This is a genomic window from Arthrobacter sp. YA7-1, assembly GCF_025960325.1.
Taxonomy (GTDB): domain Bacteria; phylum Actinomycetota; class Actinomycetes; order Actinomycetales; family Micrococcaceae; genus Arthrobacter; species Arthrobacter bambusae_A.
In genome coordinates this window covers 3,656,482-3,673,137 of record NZ_CP110114.1, presented here as the reverse complement: position 1 = coordinate 3,673,137, position 16,656 = coordinate 3,656,482, and the positions used below count along the sequence as shown (strand labels likewise).

General features: G+C 63.7%; 12 protein-coding genes. 6 read left to right on the top strand and 6 right to left on the bottom strand.

Annotated elements, in window-relative coordinates; translation table 11 throughout:
• The first annotated feature begins 13 nt into the window (after positions 1–13).
• Positions 14–778, top strand: a complete 765-nt coding sequence (locus tag OIT41_RS17185) for an SDR family oxidoreductase (RefSeq protein WP_253190816.1) — start codon at positions 14–16, stop codon at positions 776–778.
• Here the strand turns inward: OIT41_RS17185 and OIT41_RS17180 are convergent.
• On the bottom strand, positions 775–1,686 hold the full coding sequence (locus OIT41_RS17180) for a glutaminase (protein ID WP_264636948.1): 912 nt from the start codon (positions 1,684–1,686) through the stop codon (positions 775–777). The two genes, OIT41_RS17185 and OIT41_RS17180, sit on opposite strands and share 4 nt — an antisense overlap.
• A 5-nt stretch (positions 1,687–1,691) precedes the next feature.
• A complete protein-coding gene (locus tag OIT41_RS17175) occupies positions 1,692–3,308 on the bottom strand; it encodes a PucR family transcriptional regulator (protein ID WP_241710380.1) in 1,617 nt (538 codons plus the stop codon).
• 272 nt (positions 3,309–3,580) lie between these two features.
• Between OIT41_RS17175 and OIT41_RS17170 the strand changes: the two genes are divergently transcribed.
• The 3 genes from OIT41_RS17170 (at position 3,581) to dctA (ending at position 9,674) form a co-directional block, all read left to right on the top strand.
• Positions 3,581–5,179, top strand: a complete 1,599-nt coding sequence (locus OIT41_RS17170; RefSeq protein WP_241710381.1) for an amino acid permease — start codon at positions 3,581–3,583, stop codon at positions 5,177–5,179.
• Positions 5,180–5,403: 224 nt separating this feature from the next.
• Positions 5,404–8,064, top strand: coding sequence for an ornithine decarboxylase (locus OIT41_RS17165; RefSeq protein ID WP_319801831.1), 2,661 nt, complete (start codon positions 5,404–5,406; stop codon positions 8,062–8,064).
• Between the two features lie 119 nt (positions 8,065–8,183).
• Positions 8,184–9,674, top strand: coding sequence for a C4-dicarboxylate transporter DctA (gene dctA, locus OIT41_RS17160; RefSeq protein ID WP_078107610.1), 1,491 nt, complete (start codon positions 8,184–8,186; stop codon positions 9,672–9,674).
• 56 nt (positions 9,675–9,730) lie between these two features.
• Here the strand turns inward: dctA and OIT41_RS17155 are convergent, their stop codons facing one another.
• Genes OIT41_RS17155 through OIT41_RS17145 form a run of 3 tightly spaced genes read right to left on the bottom strand, consistent with a single transcriptional unit; the run spans position 9,731 to position 12,787 of the window.
• Entirely contained in the window at positions 9,731–10,141 is a 411-nt protein-coding gene (locus tag OIT41_RS17155) for a sterol carrier family protein (RefSeq protein WP_241710383.1), read from the bottom strand.
• Between the two features lie 15 nt (positions 10,142–10,156).
• The gene (locus OIT41_RS17150; protein ID WP_241710384.1) at positions 10,157–11,173 is read right to left on the bottom strand and encodes an asparaginase; all 1,017 of its coding nucleotides are present in this window, start codon (positions 11,171–11,173) and stop codon (positions 10,157–10,159) included.
• A gap of 36 nt (positions 11,174–11,209) precedes the next feature.
• On the bottom strand, positions 11,210–12,787 hold the full coding sequence (locus OIT41_RS17145) for a molybdopterin-dependent oxidoreductase (protein WP_264636946.1): 1,578 nt from the start codon (positions 12,785–12,787) through the stop codon (positions 11,210–11,212).
• 249 nt (positions 12,788–13,036) lie between these two features.
• On the opposite strand from OIT41_RS17145, the gene purD reads away from it, so the two are divergent.
• Both purD and OIT41_RS17135 read left to right on the top strand, forming a co-directional pair.
• Positions 13,037–14,347 (top strand): phosphoribosylamine--glycine ligase, encoded by a 1,311-nt coding sequence (purD, locus tag OIT41_RS17140; RefSeq protein WP_241710396.1) that lies wholly within the window; start codon positions 13,037–13,039, stop codon positions 14,345–14,347.
• A 3-nt stretch (positions 14,348–14,350) separates the two neighbouring features.
• Positions 14,351–15,286 (top strand): phosphoribosylaminoimidazolesuccinocarboxamide synthase, encoded by a 936-nt coding sequence (locus tag OIT41_RS17135; protein WP_241710386.1) that lies wholly within the window; start codon positions 14,351–14,353, stop codon positions 15,284–15,286.
• 61 nt (positions 15,287–15,347) lie between these two features.
• Here OIT41_RS17135 and OIT41_RS17130 read toward each other — a convergent pair whose 3' ends face one another.
• Positions 15,348–16,634, bottom strand: a complete 1,287-nt coding sequence (locus tag OIT41_RS17130) for a helix-turn-helix domain-containing protein (protein WP_078107616.1) — start codon at positions 16,632–16,634, stop codon at positions 15,348–15,350.
• Positions 16,635–16,656 lie beyond the last annotated feature (22 nt).

The following is a 16,656-nucleotide window of genomic DNA, read 5'->3' as shown; positions in this document are numbered from 1 at the left end:
ACAGGAGGACCGCGTGAGCGAAACCACCCCTACCCGGCCCCGGGTCGCCGTCGTCACCGGAGCCGGCTCCGGGATCGGGCGGGCAGTTGCCCGGCTTCTGTTGGCGGAGGGCTACCGTGTTGCCCTTGCGGGACGGCGGGAAGCGCAGCTTCTGGAGACCGCTGACGGCCACCCTGCGGCGCTCGTGGTGCCGTGCGATGTCACAGTGCCCGACGACGTCGCGCGCCTTTTCGAAGCGGCCCGCCAACGCTGGGGGAGGGTTGATGTCCTGTTCAACAATGCGGGCATTTTCGGCCCCTCCGGCGGCGTGGACGAGATCAGCGTGGCCGATTGGAATGCCACGCTGTCCGTGAACGTCACAGGCTCCATGCTGTGCGCGGCCGAGGCCGTGCGGACCATGAAGTCCCAGGAACCGCAAGGCGGGCGCATCATCAACAACGGCTCCATCTCTGCCCATTCGCCGCGGCCATTGTCCGTCGCGTACACCGTGAGCAAGCACGCCATGAGCGGCCTGACCAAGAGCATTGAGCTGGACGGGCGTCCGTATGGCATTACCTGCGGGCAGATCGATATCGGCAACACCCGTACCGAGATCATGGACACCATCGGCGTGGGCTCGGGGGCGCTCCAGGCCGATGGAAGCAGGCGCGTGGAGCCGATGTTTCCCGTGGAGGATGCCGCCCGCGCGGTGCTCATGATGGCGAACATGCCGGCTTCGGCCAATGTCGGCTCCGTGGTGGTGACCGCGGCGGGGATGCCGTTCGTGGGCCGCGGCTAGAAGATCGACCAGCCCGTGCGGGTGGTGAACTCATCGAGAGCGGCAACGCCCGCGAGTGAATTCCCGGATCGCCCCAGGCCCGGGCTCCAGACGCAGATGGTGCATTTGTTGGGTACCACGGCCACAATGCCGCCGCCCACCCCGCTCTTGCCCGGGAGTCCCACGCGGTAGGCGAATTCGCCCGCGGCGTCGTAGGTCCCGCAGGTGAGCATCACGGCGTTGATTCTCTTGGTCTGGGACGGGGACAAAAGCGCCGTGCCGTTCCCGCGCAATCCGTTGTTGGCCAGGAACCTGCTCGCGAGGGCCAAGTCAGTACAGCTCATTTCGAGCGCGCACTGGTCAATGTAGGCCTCGAGGACCGAGTCCACCGGGTTTTCGAGGTTTCCGTAGCTGGCCAGGAAGTGTGCCAGCGACGCGTTGCGGTGACTGTTCGCCGCTTCTGAGGCCGCCACCACCGGGTCGGCATCGATCGAGTTGTTGCCGCTTTCCTGCCGAAGCAATTCCCGGACGGGAGATGGCGAGCTCCCCACGATGCTGAGCAGCCTGTCGGTGACAACCAGGGCGCCGGCGTTGATGAACGGATTCCGCGGAATTCCGTCTTCGTGTTCCAGCTGCACCAGGGAATTGAACGGATTGCCGGAAGGCTCCCGGAACACCCGCTTCCAGATCCTGTCGCCATCCCCGGCCAGCACCAGGGCGAGCGCGTAGACCTTCGAAATGCTTTGGATGGAGAAAGGCACGTCAGCGTCTCCGGAGGCGAACACGTCGCCGTCGGAGGTTGCGACGGAAATGCCGAATTGCTGGGTATCCACCGCGGCCAGGCTTGGGATGTAGTCTGCAGGCGCTCCTTGACCGAGCAAGGGCTGGACCGTGCCGACGATGTCTTCAAGGAGATTCTGGAGATCCATGTTTCTTAGTTCCGTCCTTCGGAGTAGGTCCACAGCCTGAGCTGAAGATGAGCGAGCAGCCGTTGCTCTGCGGAGTGGAGGTCGATGCCCGCCACTTCGCACGCACGCCTCAGGCGGTAATGCACCGTATTCCGGTGGACGGCCAGTTCCTCCGCGCACCGGTTCACATCGCCGAAGAATTCAAGGTAGGTCAACAGCGTTGTGGCGAACTCGGGGTATCGGTTGCACAGCACGGTGGTGCCCCCGTGCCGAAGGTCGGTCCTCGATGCCAGAAGCTCCAGCAATTCCTTCGTCAAAACGGTTGTTTCCACGTCGGCATAGGACGCCACATGGATTAAGGGTGTGCTTTCCAGGACCTTCAATACACTGCGGACATGCTCCAGCGTGCCATGCAATGCGTCGAGGCGTTCGACCACGGGTCCGACGGCGGCCTGCACCTGGCAGTGCAGGTGGACCCTTGCATCCCGGACAATGAGGTTGATGAGGCGGTTGATGGCCGGCGGGGACTTCACTGGGTCAAGATCGGGAAGAATCATGGCTATTTCCAGGCCGATCGCTCCCACCACGGCACCTGGTCGGTAGGCCGCCGCATGGATCGATGCCACATTCGCCAGCTCGCCGCGCCGCAGTTGCAGGCCCGCTGCGGAATCGTCGTCGCCTTTGGCGGAAATCAGGACGAGCGCTGCCGGCTTGGATGGATCGATGCCCGCGGACTGTGCCTGGGAGTGGATCTGCGGAGTGCCGCTGAGCAGGCTGGAGATCCTGTCGCGCCGCAGTGCCTGGGACTGTTCGTTGCGGTGCCGGACCAGTTCTATCGCCGCGTGCCGTGCAGCTCCGACCATGAGCTGGTCCGTGTTGGGAGCGAGGGGTTCCTTCCCTTCTTGAAGCCAGATGTACCCCAGGATCCTGTTGCCCGCGTGGATACCGATGGCCACCCGTTCCCGTAGACCTTCTGTCGGGTTGGCTTCCATGTGGATGGGAGCTTCGGTCGCTTGCAGGTGCTTATAGACCCCGGACTCTTTCAACAGTTTTTGGTAGCGTTCGGGTCCACGCCGGGCCAGGATGGAGAGCCTGCGGAGTTCATCGACGTCGTTTGAGGCCGGTGAATACGCCAGGACGCGGTTTGCGGGATCCTCAATGACGACGTGGCCGTTGCTCAGAGTCGCCGTGGTCTGGGCGATCGCAAAGAGATCCCGGTGCATGATCGTGGACGCGTCCGTGGAAAGTGCTGGCTCCTGGATGCGGTCCTTGGCGATACTCTCCAGCGTGCCCCAGCTCATTGCGGGAGACACGGCAATCAGGCCGATTCCAGTGGGAAGCAGCACTTCCCGGACGGCGTCCAGTTCCTCCTCGCTTCCTTTGACCGCGACGGCGGCGGGGTAGTCCGGAATCAGCTTCCGGATGCTCGGCAGTGCCGCGCGACCCCGGACCCCGATCAGCAAGACCAAGCTCCCGCGTTGGACGGACGTCTCGTCCTCCGCGTCCACGATCACGGTTTCACGAACCGTGCCATTGTCCATTCCGGGAGGAACCAGCAGCTGCCCGTTGTCGACGCCGATGTCTTCAAGTATGTCGCTGAGCATGGCGCCAATGACATGCTCAGCAGATTCAAGGGGTGCCACCCGTATTCACTTCCTCTAAGCGGCTTAGCCGCGCTCACAGCCATGAACATTACTCGCACTCTGGCGGAACGAAGTTGTTATTGGCGCACAACGGGGATCCGGCGAATTTAGCTGGCCAGACAGTTCCTTCCCTTCCGCCGGAACCTAGAGTTGTTTTCCGTCCCTCCGCTGATGATCCAGCAGTGCAGCTGTGATCCAACACTCAAGCCGGGGGACAAGTTCTGGAGCATGCAGCCGCACCCGCGGAACCGGAGTCAAAGGAGACCCCTGGAATGAAACGCACACTGAACTCGCCTGCGCCGAGCCCGATCGCCGGAGCTCGGATTACCGGGCTTGATCCCGCTGATTCGCTGGAAAACAACCGGGAGATTCTTGGCGACCGTTCAACGTCGGCGCAGGACTTTTCGAGCGAGGAGGCCGGGTACCACAAGACGCTCAAACCACGGCAGATCCAAATGATAGCCATCGGGGGAGCGATCGGAACGGGCCTTTTCATGGGGGCAGGTGGCCGATTGAACGGTTCCGGCCCAGCCTTGATCTTCGTTTACGCCCTTTGTGGGTTCTTTGCATTCCTGATCCTGCGCGCCCTCGGCGAGCTGGTCCTCCACAGGCCATCCTCGGGTTCGTTCGTGTCCTATGCCAGGGAGTTTTACGGCGAGAAGATGGCCTATGCGGCCGGCTGGCTGTACTTCCTCAACTGGGCCATGACGTCGATTGTCGATGTCACGGCGGTGGCGCTTTACGTCAAGTTCTGGGGGCAATTCTGGGAGCCGCTGCAAACAATCCCGCAATGGCTTATCGCACTTTGCGCCCTTGTCGTTGTCCTGGCACTGAACCTCGTTTCCGTGAAGATCTTCGGTGAGATGGAATTCTGGTTCGCGCTGATCAAGGTGACCGCGCTGGTAGCCTTCCTCGTCGTCGGGGTCTGCTTCATCGTCTTTGGTGGGAAGACCGACATCGGCGTTCCAGGGCTGGGCGTGATCCTGGACCACGGCGGAGCTTTCCCGACCGGTGCCGTAGCACCCTTGCTGGCGATCAGCGGCGTCGTGTTCGCGTATGCCGCGATTGAACTTGTTGGTACGGCTGCAGGCGAAACTGCCAACCCGGAAAAGGTGATGCCCAAGGCCGTCAACACGGTCGTCTTCCGGATTGCGCTCTTCTATGTCGGTTCCGTGGTGCTGCTCTCGCTGCTCTTGCCGTTCACTGCGTACAAATCCGGCGAATCGCCCTTCGTCACGTTCTTTTCCCATCTCGGAGATCCCCATGCCGCGGCCGTTTCGGCATCGGTGATGAACTTCGTCGTCCTGACAGCGGCCTTGTCGAGCCTCAACGCCGGCCTCTATTCCACGGGCCGGATCTTGAGGTCGATGGCGGTCAATGGCTCCGCGCCACAGTTCACCGCCAGGATGAGCAAATCGGGGGTGCCGTTTGGCGGTATCCTGCTGACAGCCGTGATTACTCTGCTTGGCGTCGGCCTGAATGCCCTGGTCCCGTCCCAAGTATTCGAGATCGTTCTCGAGGTCTCTGCGATCGGAATCATCGGCGGCTGGGCAACCATCATCCTGTGCCACATCAGGCTTCAGGCCTGGGTCAGGCTCGGCAAGGCCGTTCGTCCGTCATTCCGGCTCTTCGGAGCCCCCTTCACCTCATACCTCACGCTCGCCTTCCTTGCCTTCGTTCTTGTCACGATGGGCTTCTCGGAGACGGGGCGCTGGGTCCTCGCTTCCCTTCTGCTCCTGATACCCCTGCTCATTGCCGGCTGGTTCGCTTGCCGCAAACGCATCCTGGAGGCAGCCGAGGCCCGGCACGGCCACACTGGCGACCTTCCCGTCGTCGCCGGTTCCTTCTCCCAGGGCGGCCAACGCTCCTGATGCACAACGAATTGATGGAAAGCGGAACCACTTTGCCCGGCACCACGCCCCGAAACAGTAGCGCCACCCTGACCACGGAAACCACTCCGACCAAGCGAAGGCACGTGAACAGCCAACCTCCAAGGCAGGACATCCGGACGCCTAGCAGCGCGTGGCGTTCGCGTGCTGACGCTTGGGAGTTTCTCGGGTACGCGTTCAAGCAGCTGGCAAAGGGCGGACCGGGAATGCAGTCGCGCTCCGGACTGCAGGACCAAGCCGTCCAGGCGCTGCGCCTTCTTCAGGCCATGGAACTGTATTGGGCGGCGCCGGGGCTCGCCGCGTTGGCGCCCCTACTGGACTGCATGGATTCGGGTGATTACGACGCCGGATTGGACATGATCCGCGGGATGGCCCACCTGATGCCTTCCGCGGGACCGGGACCAGCCGGTCCGCGCCCAGCCAGCCCGGGACCGGTCAGCCCGGACCGTGTCGGCCCGGAATCAGGGCAGCCCGGGGCGGAGCGCTCCATTCCGGGTGTTCAGGACGAAGATTCCCGGGAGCGACGGCCTGTAAGGGAGCGTCCCCGGTTCGATGTCCTGTTCGTCGACGACATCACTGAAAAAGAAGCCGATGCGCTGAAGGCGGAATTGCTGGCCCAGCGGAGGCCGTCCGATGCCTTCACCTATGAACTCATCGTAGTTCCCAGCTACGAGGATGCGCTGGTTGCCTTGATCCTGAACCCAGCCATCCAAGCGTGCATTCTCCGCCCGGGATTCAGCATCGCCAGCAGCCAGCCGCTTGGCCGCGACCTGAGGAACTACCTTGCCTTCCTCGTGGGCCCTGAACTTGCCGGCATGCCGCCGTTGGGCAGGTTCCTCAGCCTTGCCGAGCAGATCTCCGAATTACGCCCCGAACTGGATATGTACCTGGTAGCCGGTGTGGCCATGGAGAGCCTCGCGGGCTCCCTGACGAAGCGGTTCCGGAGGATTTTCCGCAGGCAGGACAATCTCGACCTGCACCTGTCGCTGTTGTCGGGTGTTGCCGAGCGCTACCGGACCCCGTTTTTCACCGCGCTTCAGGAATACAGTCGGCGGCCGGCCAGCGTCTTCCACGCCTTGCCGATCTCCCGCGGTGGCTCGGTGGGCAATTCGCCCTGGATCCGCGACATGGCCGATTTCTACGGCATGAACCTCCTCTTGGCCGAGACGTCCGCGACGTCGGGAGGCCTCGATTCGCTGTTGGATCCGCACGGGTCGATCAAGGAGGCCCAAGACTTGGCGGCGCGGGCTTTCGGTTCCCAGAAAACCTTCTTCGTCACGAATGGAACGTCCACCGCCAACAAGATCGTCCATCAGTCCATCCTTGCTCCAGGAGATGTGGTCCTCGTCGACCGCAACTGCCACAAATCACATCACTACGCTTTCGTCCTCGCCGGAGCCCGGGTTTCCTACTTGGACGCCTACCCGCTGGACAAGTTCGCCTTCTACGGTGCCGTGCCCTTGGCCACGATCAAGGCCCGGTTGCTGGCCTACCGACGTGCGGGGCGCCTGGACGAAGTCAAGATGATCACACTGACCAACTGCACCTTCGACGGCATCGTCTATGACGTAGAACGCGTCATGGAAGAATGTCTCGCCATCAAACCGGACCTCGTCTTCCTTTGGGACGAGGCCTGGTTCGCCTTCGCCCGGTCCCACCCTGTCTTTCGGCGCAGGACGGCCATGGCCGCGGCGAGGAAGCTTGAGGCCTCATTCAGTGATCCCGGCTATGCCGCCAGGCACGCCGAACAAACGACATCGCTCCACGATCCGGCGACGGGCGCGCCCGCCGATGATGAACACTGGCTGAAGACCCGGCTTATTCCGGATCCAGCGAAAGCGCGGCTGCGCGTCTACGCCACGCAGTCCACCCACAAGACCCTCACCTCGCTACGTCAGGGATCCATGATCCATGTCTTCGACCAAGACTTCAGCGAGCATAACCAAGAGTCATTTCGCGAAGCATATATGACCCACACCTCCACGTCGCCCAATTATCAGATCCTTGCTTCGCTCGACATCGGGCGCCGCCAGGTGGAGCTTGAGGGCTTCGGGCTGGTTCAGAAACAGGCGGATCTGGCAACCATCGTTGCCCAGGCAGTGGCCCGCCACCCCGTGCTGAAGAAATACTTCCGGGTCCTCACATCGAGGGACCTTATTGCGGCGCCCTATCGGGAAACCGGCAGTGCCATGCCGCTCCGGGATGGGCTGGCTGCACTGGCCGACGCCTGGCTGCACGACGAGTTCGTCGTCGACCCCAGCCGCCTCACGCTGGACATCAGCCGGACAGGGATCGACGGCGATACTTTCCGGCACAGGTACCTCGCCGACAAGCACGGCATCCAAGTCAACAAGACGTCCCGGAACACCGTGCTCTTCATGACCAACATCGGCACCTCCCGCAGCGCGGTCGCCTACCTGATCGAGGTCCTTGTCAAGCTGGCCGAGTCCTTCGAAGAGGAACAGCCGGCGCGGAAAACGGCAGACGAAGGTCTCGCCGCGGGCCTCACGGGAACCACTCCGCCGTTGCCCGATTTCAGCAGCTTCGCGGACCGCTACCGGTGCGATCCGCTCAGTCCTGATGGGGACATCCGTGCCGCCTATTTCGAGAGCTACAAGGATGGATCAACCACCTACCTGTCCGCCGGAGACCTCAAGGCCAGGATCGCGGAAGGCGAGGAAGTTGTTTCGGCCGGATTCGTCACACCCTACCCTCCGGGCTTCCCCATCCTGGTCCCGGGCCAGGTCATCACCAGCCAGGCGTTGGAGTTCATGGAGGCTCTCGATACGCGGGAAGTCCACGGCTTCGACCCGCTTCGTGGGTTCAGGATCTTCGCGGACAAGGCGGTCGAGGGCGCGCAGCACTGAATTCACGCATTCCACATTGTGAAATTTGAATTTCCCCTTGTGGAATCGTGTGAGCGGGATTACATTTGAAAACAACCCCCGAAATCAGGGGCTGTTCCCAAACTGATTGGTTCAGATCAATGAAGATCCCAGACTCTGCGGCGCTGAAGGCGAGTTCGGCCCCGCGGAAGAAGAAGCCACTGTACAAGTCGCTCTTCTTCCAAATTCTGATCGCCGTCGTCGCAGGTGTACTCATCGGCCATTTCTGGCCGAACATCGGGTCCACCCTCCGGCCACTGGGCGATGGTTTCATTCAACTCATCAAGATGATCATCGCCCCGCTGATCTTCCTCGTGATCGTCACGGGCATCTCGGCAGTGGGCGACGTCAAGGCGGTCGGAAGAGTCGGGGTCAAGGCCCTCCTGTACTTCACCGGCGCCACGCTTTTCGCATTGGTCTTCGGCCTGATCGTCGGAAACCTTGTCCAGCCGGGTGCCGGACTCCATATCGATCCCAACTCACTTTCGCAGGATGCCCTGAAGGCCCAGACCGGGAATGCGGCGCCCAAGGATGCAGCTTCCTTCATCCTCGACGTGATCCCCACCAGCGTCATCGGAGCATTCGCGAACAATAGCCTGCTCCAGGTCCTCTTCTTCTCGGTCTTCTTCGGCGCGGCCATCGTCGTCATCGGGCGCGAGCGTTGCCTCCCGGTCATCAGCCTCATGGAAACCGTCCTGGAACTGGTCTTCAAGATCATGTCCTGGATCATGAAGGTGGCACCGATCGGCGCATTCGGTGCCATGGCGTACATCATCGGCCAGTACGGGCTTGACACGCTTGGGACCTACGCACTCCTCATCGCCTGTTGCTATGGGGCTGCCATAGTGTTCATCGCCCTGCTGTTCCTGGTGGCGTGGAGCTTTGCGAGGGTGCCGCTGTGGCAATTCCTGAAGTACACCCGGGAAGAGTTCCTCCTGGCACTCGGCACGGCATCCACGGAGTCTGTCCTCCCTCGCATCATGACCAAGCTGACGAACGCCGGCTGCTCACGGGCCACCACCGGTTTGGTGGTCCCCACCGGCTACTCGTTCAACCTCGACGGCGCCGCGATCTACCTCTCGATTTCCCTGCTGTTCCTGGCCCAGGCCTTCGGCCACCACCTGGACCTCGGCCAGCAGTTGGCGGCCCTGGGTGTCCTGCTCTTGACGTCCAAGGGCATGGCGGGCGTACCCGGCTCGTCGTTCCTGGCACTCTCCGCAACGGCGGCTGCACTTGGCATCTTCCCGGTTGCCGGCGTCGCCCTGCTCCTGGGTGCCGACCGGCTCATGGACTCCATGCGCGTCGTCGTGAACCTCATGGGCAACTGCGTGGCCACGTTTGTGGTGGCTAAATGGGAGGGCCAGTTTGACCGCGACGTCATGGTCCGCGCCTTCCGGGGCGAAATCACCAACGAGGACTCCGCCATCATGCTCGGCGCCGTGGACGTGTTCGAAGCGCAGGAACTCGAACGGATCAGCGAAGGACGCGAACCCTCCCCGAAGTTCAGTGGCGGCCCGAATCCCGATGCGGTTCCGCAATTCGAGATGAGCAAGCCCGGCCAACACCAGAGTCCCTCCGTCAGCCCGGACTGAGCACCACGCACCATCCGCAATCGCCCCACGGCGCTCCCGTGGGGCGATCTGTTTGCTTAGGGGCTTGCGAAAAGCGGTAGTAGCTCCGCCAAGTCCGCGCGCAGACCCGACGCGGCTACCCGGCCGGCGTCGACGGCTGCGGACCACGCCAAACGGCCGGTGACCATCGCGAGCCAGGTGGCGGCGTCGCACTCTATGACGTTGGGTGGGGTGCCCCGCGTGTGTCGCGGGCCCTCCACGCACTGCGTAACGCCGAACGGCGGGACCCTGACTTCCACCGAATTGCCCGGGGCCCGGGCGGTCAGTTCTTCCAGCGAGTAACGCACCGCCGTGGCCAGGACGGCGCGCGACGGCGACATCCCCGGCCCGGCTTCTTGTCCCGCAGTGTCCTGCCCGACGGCGGCCTGCCATGCGGCGAGTGCCGCGCGGCCTTCCTCAAGGTCGATCCGGCGTCGTGCAATTGCCATGGTCAGTAGTTCCAATCAGTCCAGCAGCGCCGAAACGGCATGGCCGAGGCGGATCCTGCCCACCGAGTGGCCGCCGCCGAGGACGGGCTCCACGACTTTTTCGAGCACGCTTGACACGCCGGGAATGTCCACAGCGCCGGCAACAGCCAGAAGCGTGAGCCCGACCAGAGTGGCCGCGCGGGGATTCCCGTCGAGGATCTTCACTGCGACAGAGGCGCCTGTGGGGGTTGCCAAGACCAGGACGCCTTCCGCGCCGCCCTTGGCGAGCACTTCGAGTTCGTCCATGACGATGGTGTTCGCCTCGCCGCGGCCTTGCACTGCCCACGGGTAGTCCAGCATGGACGTGGCAATGGTGGCCGCGCGGGCGTTGGAGCTCTGGTCCCGCGGGGCCCGGGCCAAGCGTGAATAGGCCCGAGCCAGCCCGGTCAGGGAAATCGCGGCGACGGGTGCACCGCAGCCATCGATGCCCAAGTGGGCGATTTTCTCGTCGCTGTATTCCTCGATCACGGACCGCACGCGCTGCTGCAACGGATGGTTGGGCTCCAGGTAACTGTGGGTGTCCCAGCCGTTCTCGGTGCAGGCCCAAAGGAACGCTGCATGCTTGCCTGAGCAATTGAAGGCCAGTTTGGACTTGCCATGCTCTGAACGGATCAGCCAATTGCGGGCGACCTCGTCCTGCGGCCATGCCGGGGGGCATTGCAGTTGCTCTTCCCGGACGCCGGCCGCCTTCAGCATGCCTTCCACCACGTCCATGTGGTCCAGCGAGCCCACATGGCTGGCGCAGGCCAAAGCCACCTGGGCGCCGCGGAGCGGTACGCCCGACTGCATTGACGCGAGGGCCTGGAAAGGCTTGAGCGCGGAGCGGGCGTAGATGGGCGTGGTGATGTCGCCGAGCCGGGTCACAACGGAGCCGTCAGCGGAAAGAACCACGGCGGAACCGATATGGCGCGATTCGATGAAGCCGCTGCGCTCGATCACTGCCAGTTCGACGGCGGACTCAACGCTGAAGGTTTCATGCGAACTCAAGGGCATGATGCAAGTCTAGGGTGAAGAAACCGTCTTCCCGGGCTACTCCACGGTCACCATGACGGACTGCCATCCCGAGGCGCCGTCAGGCACGGGATCCGCCCGCTTTTCAGTCTGCAGTTCGCCTGTTCCGTCGGTGGCCCGGACCTTGATGTAGTGGGGTCCGGGAGTGGCGTCCCAGTTGTAGGACCACTGGCGCCACGTCACAACAGACGCCTCCGCGGCAAGGGTGGCTTCCGCCCACGGGCCGTTGTCGATCTGGATCTCCACCTTCTTGATGCCACGGGTCTGGGCCCAGGCCGTGCCACCCAACGCGACCCTGCCGGCCGGAACCCTGGCGAAGGACTTGGGCACTTCAACGCGGGCCATGGTCTTGATCGGACCCCGCTCGGACCAGCCACGGGTGGTCCAATAGGCTTTGCTGTCGGCGAATCGGGTGACTTCCAGGTCAACCACCCATTTGGTTGCGGAGACGAAGCCGTAGAGGCCGGGAACCACCATGCGCACGGGGTAGCCGTGCTCCAGCGGGAGGGGTTCGCCGTTCATGCCGATGGCCAGGATGGCGTCCCTCCCGTCCTGGAGCACCTCCAGAGGAGTGGAGGCGCTGAAGCCGTCGATCGAGGTGGAGAGGACCATGTCCGCTCCGGGCTTTGGCCGGGCCTGTTTGAGCGCATCGCGGATGGGCATGCCCAACCATTTGGCGTTGCCGGCCAGGTTTCCGCCCACGGGGTTGGACACGCAAGTGAGCGATACGTGGGTTTCTATCAGTTGGGCGTCGAGCAGATCCTGAAAGCTCAGCCGGACCTCTTGTTCCACCAGTCCGTGGATTCGCAGTTCCCAATCCTGGACGTTGATTTCCGGCACGCTCAAGGCGGTGTCGATCCTGTAGAAGTCCTTGGCCGGGGTGAGCCAGGGGGTGACTCCCGGCGTCGGGGACTGGACGCCCGCGGGGACCGGAGCAGCCGCCCGGGCCGGAGCTGGAAGTTTCAGCGAATCCCGTGCCTTCGCCACATTGCTGCGCGCGGCGCTGAGGAACCGGCCGCCGCCGGCAGCGATGGCCGCTGCGGCAACGGTAATGCCGGTAGCGGCGAAGAAGGTTCGGCGCGTCGTGGCGGGACGTTCGAAGCCTTTGGCGGCGGTGTCGGCCGGGGCGTCAGGGAAGGACCGCAGGCGCCAGAGCCGGGCCACCAAGAAGCGGAGCACGATGAGTCCGGCCAGTGTCCCGATCAGGCTCGGTATGGAATCCACGGGCTTCACGCTGGCCCGCGTCACCACGGCACCCACAATCACTGCACCCATGCCCAACACGCCCAACACGCCCAGGGCCCAATTGCGAAAGGCAACGACGCCCAGCACGCATGCGAGCACGAAGATGGTCAGGCCCATGCCGACGAACAGGGCGGCTTTGTCATTGGTGCCGAACGTAGTGACGGCGAAGTCCTTCATCCACGGCGGCGTGAAGTCGATGAACGTAGAACCCAGTGCAATCACAGGAGTAGCCCGGGCCGTGAAGAAGGCGCCGATCAGTTCCGCAACGGAAAGTACGACGGCGGCGGCGGCCACCCCGGCCAGTGCAGCCAATACGGTGGGTCCCCTGAGCCAGTTCCTGAGCTTCTTCATGCAGGTTGTTCGTAGCCGGGAGCCCCCGGGATGGGTTGGACATGCTCCGTCTTGGTGCTCAGGGCCCAGGAGTGGACATGTTCCGCGTTGGTGCTCAGGAGTGGACATATCAGTGTTATGCCCGTTGCTCGTAGCGAAGGGTGGGCATGTCCGGTGGTGTCCGCTGGTGGAGGCAGCAGAAGAAGGGGCATGTCCGGTGGTGGAGACAGCTTAGGAGTCCTGCCCCCGCACAAAGTACCCTTGAAGACTGTGAAGGTACTCGTCATTGGCCCCGGCGGCCGCGAACACGCAATTGTCCGCTCCTTGCTCAAGGATCCCAACGTTTCCGAGGTCCACGCGGCTCCAGGAAACGCGGGCATCGCCAAGCTGGTCCCCACGTACGCGATCGACGGGAACAACCCCGGCGCCGTCGCTGCGCTTGCTGCAAAGCTCGCGGTTGACCTGGTTGTTGTCGGACCGGAGGCTCCGCTCGCGGCAGGCGTATCCGATGCTGTCCGCGAAACCGGCATTCCGGTCTTTGGCCCCAGCAAGGCCGCTGCGCAGCTCGAAGCCTCCAAAGCGTTCGCCAAGGAAGTCATGGCCGAAGCCGGCGTGCCCACCGCCATGGCCCGCGTGGCAACAAACGCCGCAGAGGCTGCTGACGCGCTGGACACTTTCGGCGCTCCGCATGTCGTCAAGGATGACGGATTAGCCGCAGGAAAGGGCGTCGTGGTCACCAATGACCGCGAGGAAGCACTCGCCCACGCCCAGGCATGTTTCGACGCCGGTGGAACCGTGGTGATCGAGGAGTTCCTCGACGGACCCGAGGTTTCCCTGTTCGTGCTGTGCGACGGCCGCACCACGGTGCCGCTGTCCCCGGCGCAGGACTTCAAGCGGATCTTCGACAATGACGAAGGCCCCAACACCGGTGGCATGGGCGCTTACACCCCTCTCGACTGGGCACCTGTTGGCCTGGTCCAGGAAGTCATCGACCGCGTCGCCCAGCCCACCGTGGACGAGATGGCCAGCCGCGGAACTCCGTTCGTCGGCGTCCTCTACTGCGGCCTTGCCCTGACTTCCCGCGGCACGCGCGTCATCGAATTCAACGTCCGCTTCGGCGATCCCGAAACGCAGGCCGTCCTGGCCCGGCTCAAGACCCCTCTCGGTGCCCTCATGCTGGCAGCCGCGAAGGGCGAACTGGACCAGGCCGAAGAGCTGCGCTGGTCGAAGGAGTCGGCCGTCGCCGTCGTCGTCGCCGCTGAAAACTACCCGGACGCACCCCGCACCGGGGACCGCATCCGCGGCCTGAACAAGGTAGACGCGCTGGAAGGCGTCCACGTCATCCACGCCGGCACCAAGCTGGACGAAGAAGGCCGGATTGTCTCCGCCGGGGGCCGCGTGCTGGCCGTTGTGGCGTTGGGAACGGACCTCGTGGAGGCCCGCGAGCGGGCGTACGACGGCGTGGAGCTGGTCCAGCTCGACGGCGGACAGTTCCGTACCGATATCGCCGGCAAGGCAGCCCGCGGCGAGATCCATGTGGTCTCCCCGGCCACCGGCTCCATCCCGAATGTGAAGGCCTGAACCATGCCCGAAAGCAACGCCAACGGCCTGCAGACCGAGACCCTTGACCTCCCGGGGTGGAAGCACTTCTACTCGGGCAAAGTCCGCGACCTCTACGTTCCGGCCGATGATCTCGAGGGGGCCGCGTCTGGCCAGGACCGCGTGCTGGTGGTGGCGAGCGACCGAATCAGCGCCTACGACCACGTCTTGAGCAGCGAGATCCCGGACAAGGGCCGGGTACTCACCCAGCTGAGCCTGTGGTGGTTCGAACAGCTTGGCGTGGAGCACCACGTCCTGGCGTCCACGGCCGCCGAGGGAGTGCCCACGGAAGTCGAGGGCCGCGCGATGATCTGCAAACGGTTGGAGATGTTCCCCGTGGAATGCATCGCGCGCGGGTACCTCACTGGCTCAGGCCTGGCCGAGTACCGCCAATCGGGCACGGTCTGCGACATCCCCCTCCCGGAAGGCCTGGTTGACGGCTCGCGCCTTGATCACGCCATCTTCACGCCTTCTGCCAAGGCTGAAGTCGGCGAGCACGACGAGAACATCACCTACGACGACGTCGTCGCGATGGTGGGCGACGATATCGCCGCGCGCCTGAGCGAACTCACTTTGAAGATCTACACCCGAGCGGAAGAGATCGCCCGGGGCCGAGGCATCATCCTGGCCGACACGAAGGTTGAGTTCGGCATCGACGTCACCACGGGCGTCATCACCCTGGGCGATGAGGTCCTCACGCCGGATTCCTCACGTTTCTGGGACGCGTCCACGTACGAGCCAGGCAAGGCGCAGCCGTCGTTCGACAAGCAGTTTGTGCGTGACTGGCTGACTTCCGCTGAATCGGGCTGGGACCGCTCAAGTGACGCCCCGCCGCCCGCGCTGCCGGCCGACGTCGTCGAGAAGACGCGTGCCCGCTATGTCGAGGCCTACGAAAAGCTGACCGGGCGGACTTTCGTCTGACTGGCAGTTGTTGTCGTTTAGACGCGTCTAAACGACAACAACTGCGAGGTAGTTGGGTTCGCTAGCTTGCGCGGGAAGACTGCGCGCTGCCGCCATGGCCCGACGCCGCCCGACGTTCCGCGAGCCGGATCTCCAGCACGGAGTCCATGGCCTGCTGGACGCGGTCTGCCGCTCCGGCAGCAGTGAAGTCGCGTTGGGCTTCTTCGAGATGGACCAGTGCGTCGGTGTTTTCACCGGCGGCCTTGAGGGCCTTGCCGAGGAGGAAAGCGACTTCGCCTGCAGTGTGCCGGGCGAGGACGTCGCGGTCCGCGTGGATTTCACGCAACTTGGTGATGGCGGCAGGGATGTCGCCCGTCAGGTAGAGCCAGCGGGCGCGGATGAAGGCGACTTCCAGCTGGTCGGTCTTGTTTCCGCCAACAATCGACAGGGCGAGTTCGGCACGTTCGATGGCCGAGAGCGTCTCCGGCTCCACGATTCCCGAGGAGAGCCGGACTGCCGCCGATGCCTTGTTGAAGCGCGCCCACAGCTCAATATCATTGGCGGGGGAGAGCAGCTTCGCGGCACGCTCGTGATGCTTGATGCCTTCCACGTAGTCGTGCCGCATGAAGGCCACGTTTCCCACCACCCAGGCCACTTCTCCTGCGAGCTGCGACATCGAATGGTCGTCCATCTGGTTGTTCATTGCCTGGCAATACGTCCAGGCCTCGTCCAACCTGCCGCTCTCGGCCAATGCTCCGATCAGCGCCCGGTGCGCACCGATGATCAACGTTGAGCCTTTGGGCAGCTGCTCGGACAACCTCACGGCTTCCTTGGCGTGCTCGACGGCGGTGGCCAGCTGCCCTTGTCCGTGGCAGACAGCGGCAAGCATCTGCCGGGCACGGACGCCCAGGCCGGCGGATTCCGTAGCCATGGGATGTTCCAGGAGATGCTGGATGATCTGCTGGCATTCCTTCAACTGCCCTTGCTTCATGAGGCATTCCGCCTGCATGTAGGTCATGTTCCACCAGGCGCTGGTGTTCTTTGCCTCGAGCGCGATTTGGGCGGCGGTTGAGGCATGGCTTGCTGCAAGCGGGTAGTCCCTGAGGTCCCAGGCTTGCCGGGCGTACAGCCCCGCGAGCACGTATTCGGCGTCACTGACGGATACGGGCTGGCTCCAGGCTTCCAGGGCTTTTGGTGCCAGTTCCAGGCGGCGGGCGAGTTCTTCAATGACTTCGGCCGTGGGCTCCCGCCGGCCGGTTTCGAGAAGTGAAATGTAGCTGGGTGAGTAAAGGTCCCTGCCCAATTCAGCCTGGGTCAGCCCACGTTCGAGCCGTTCGGCACGGAGCTTTTCTCCGAATCCGTTCCCCACAGGTTCCTCCTAGAGGCTTGTC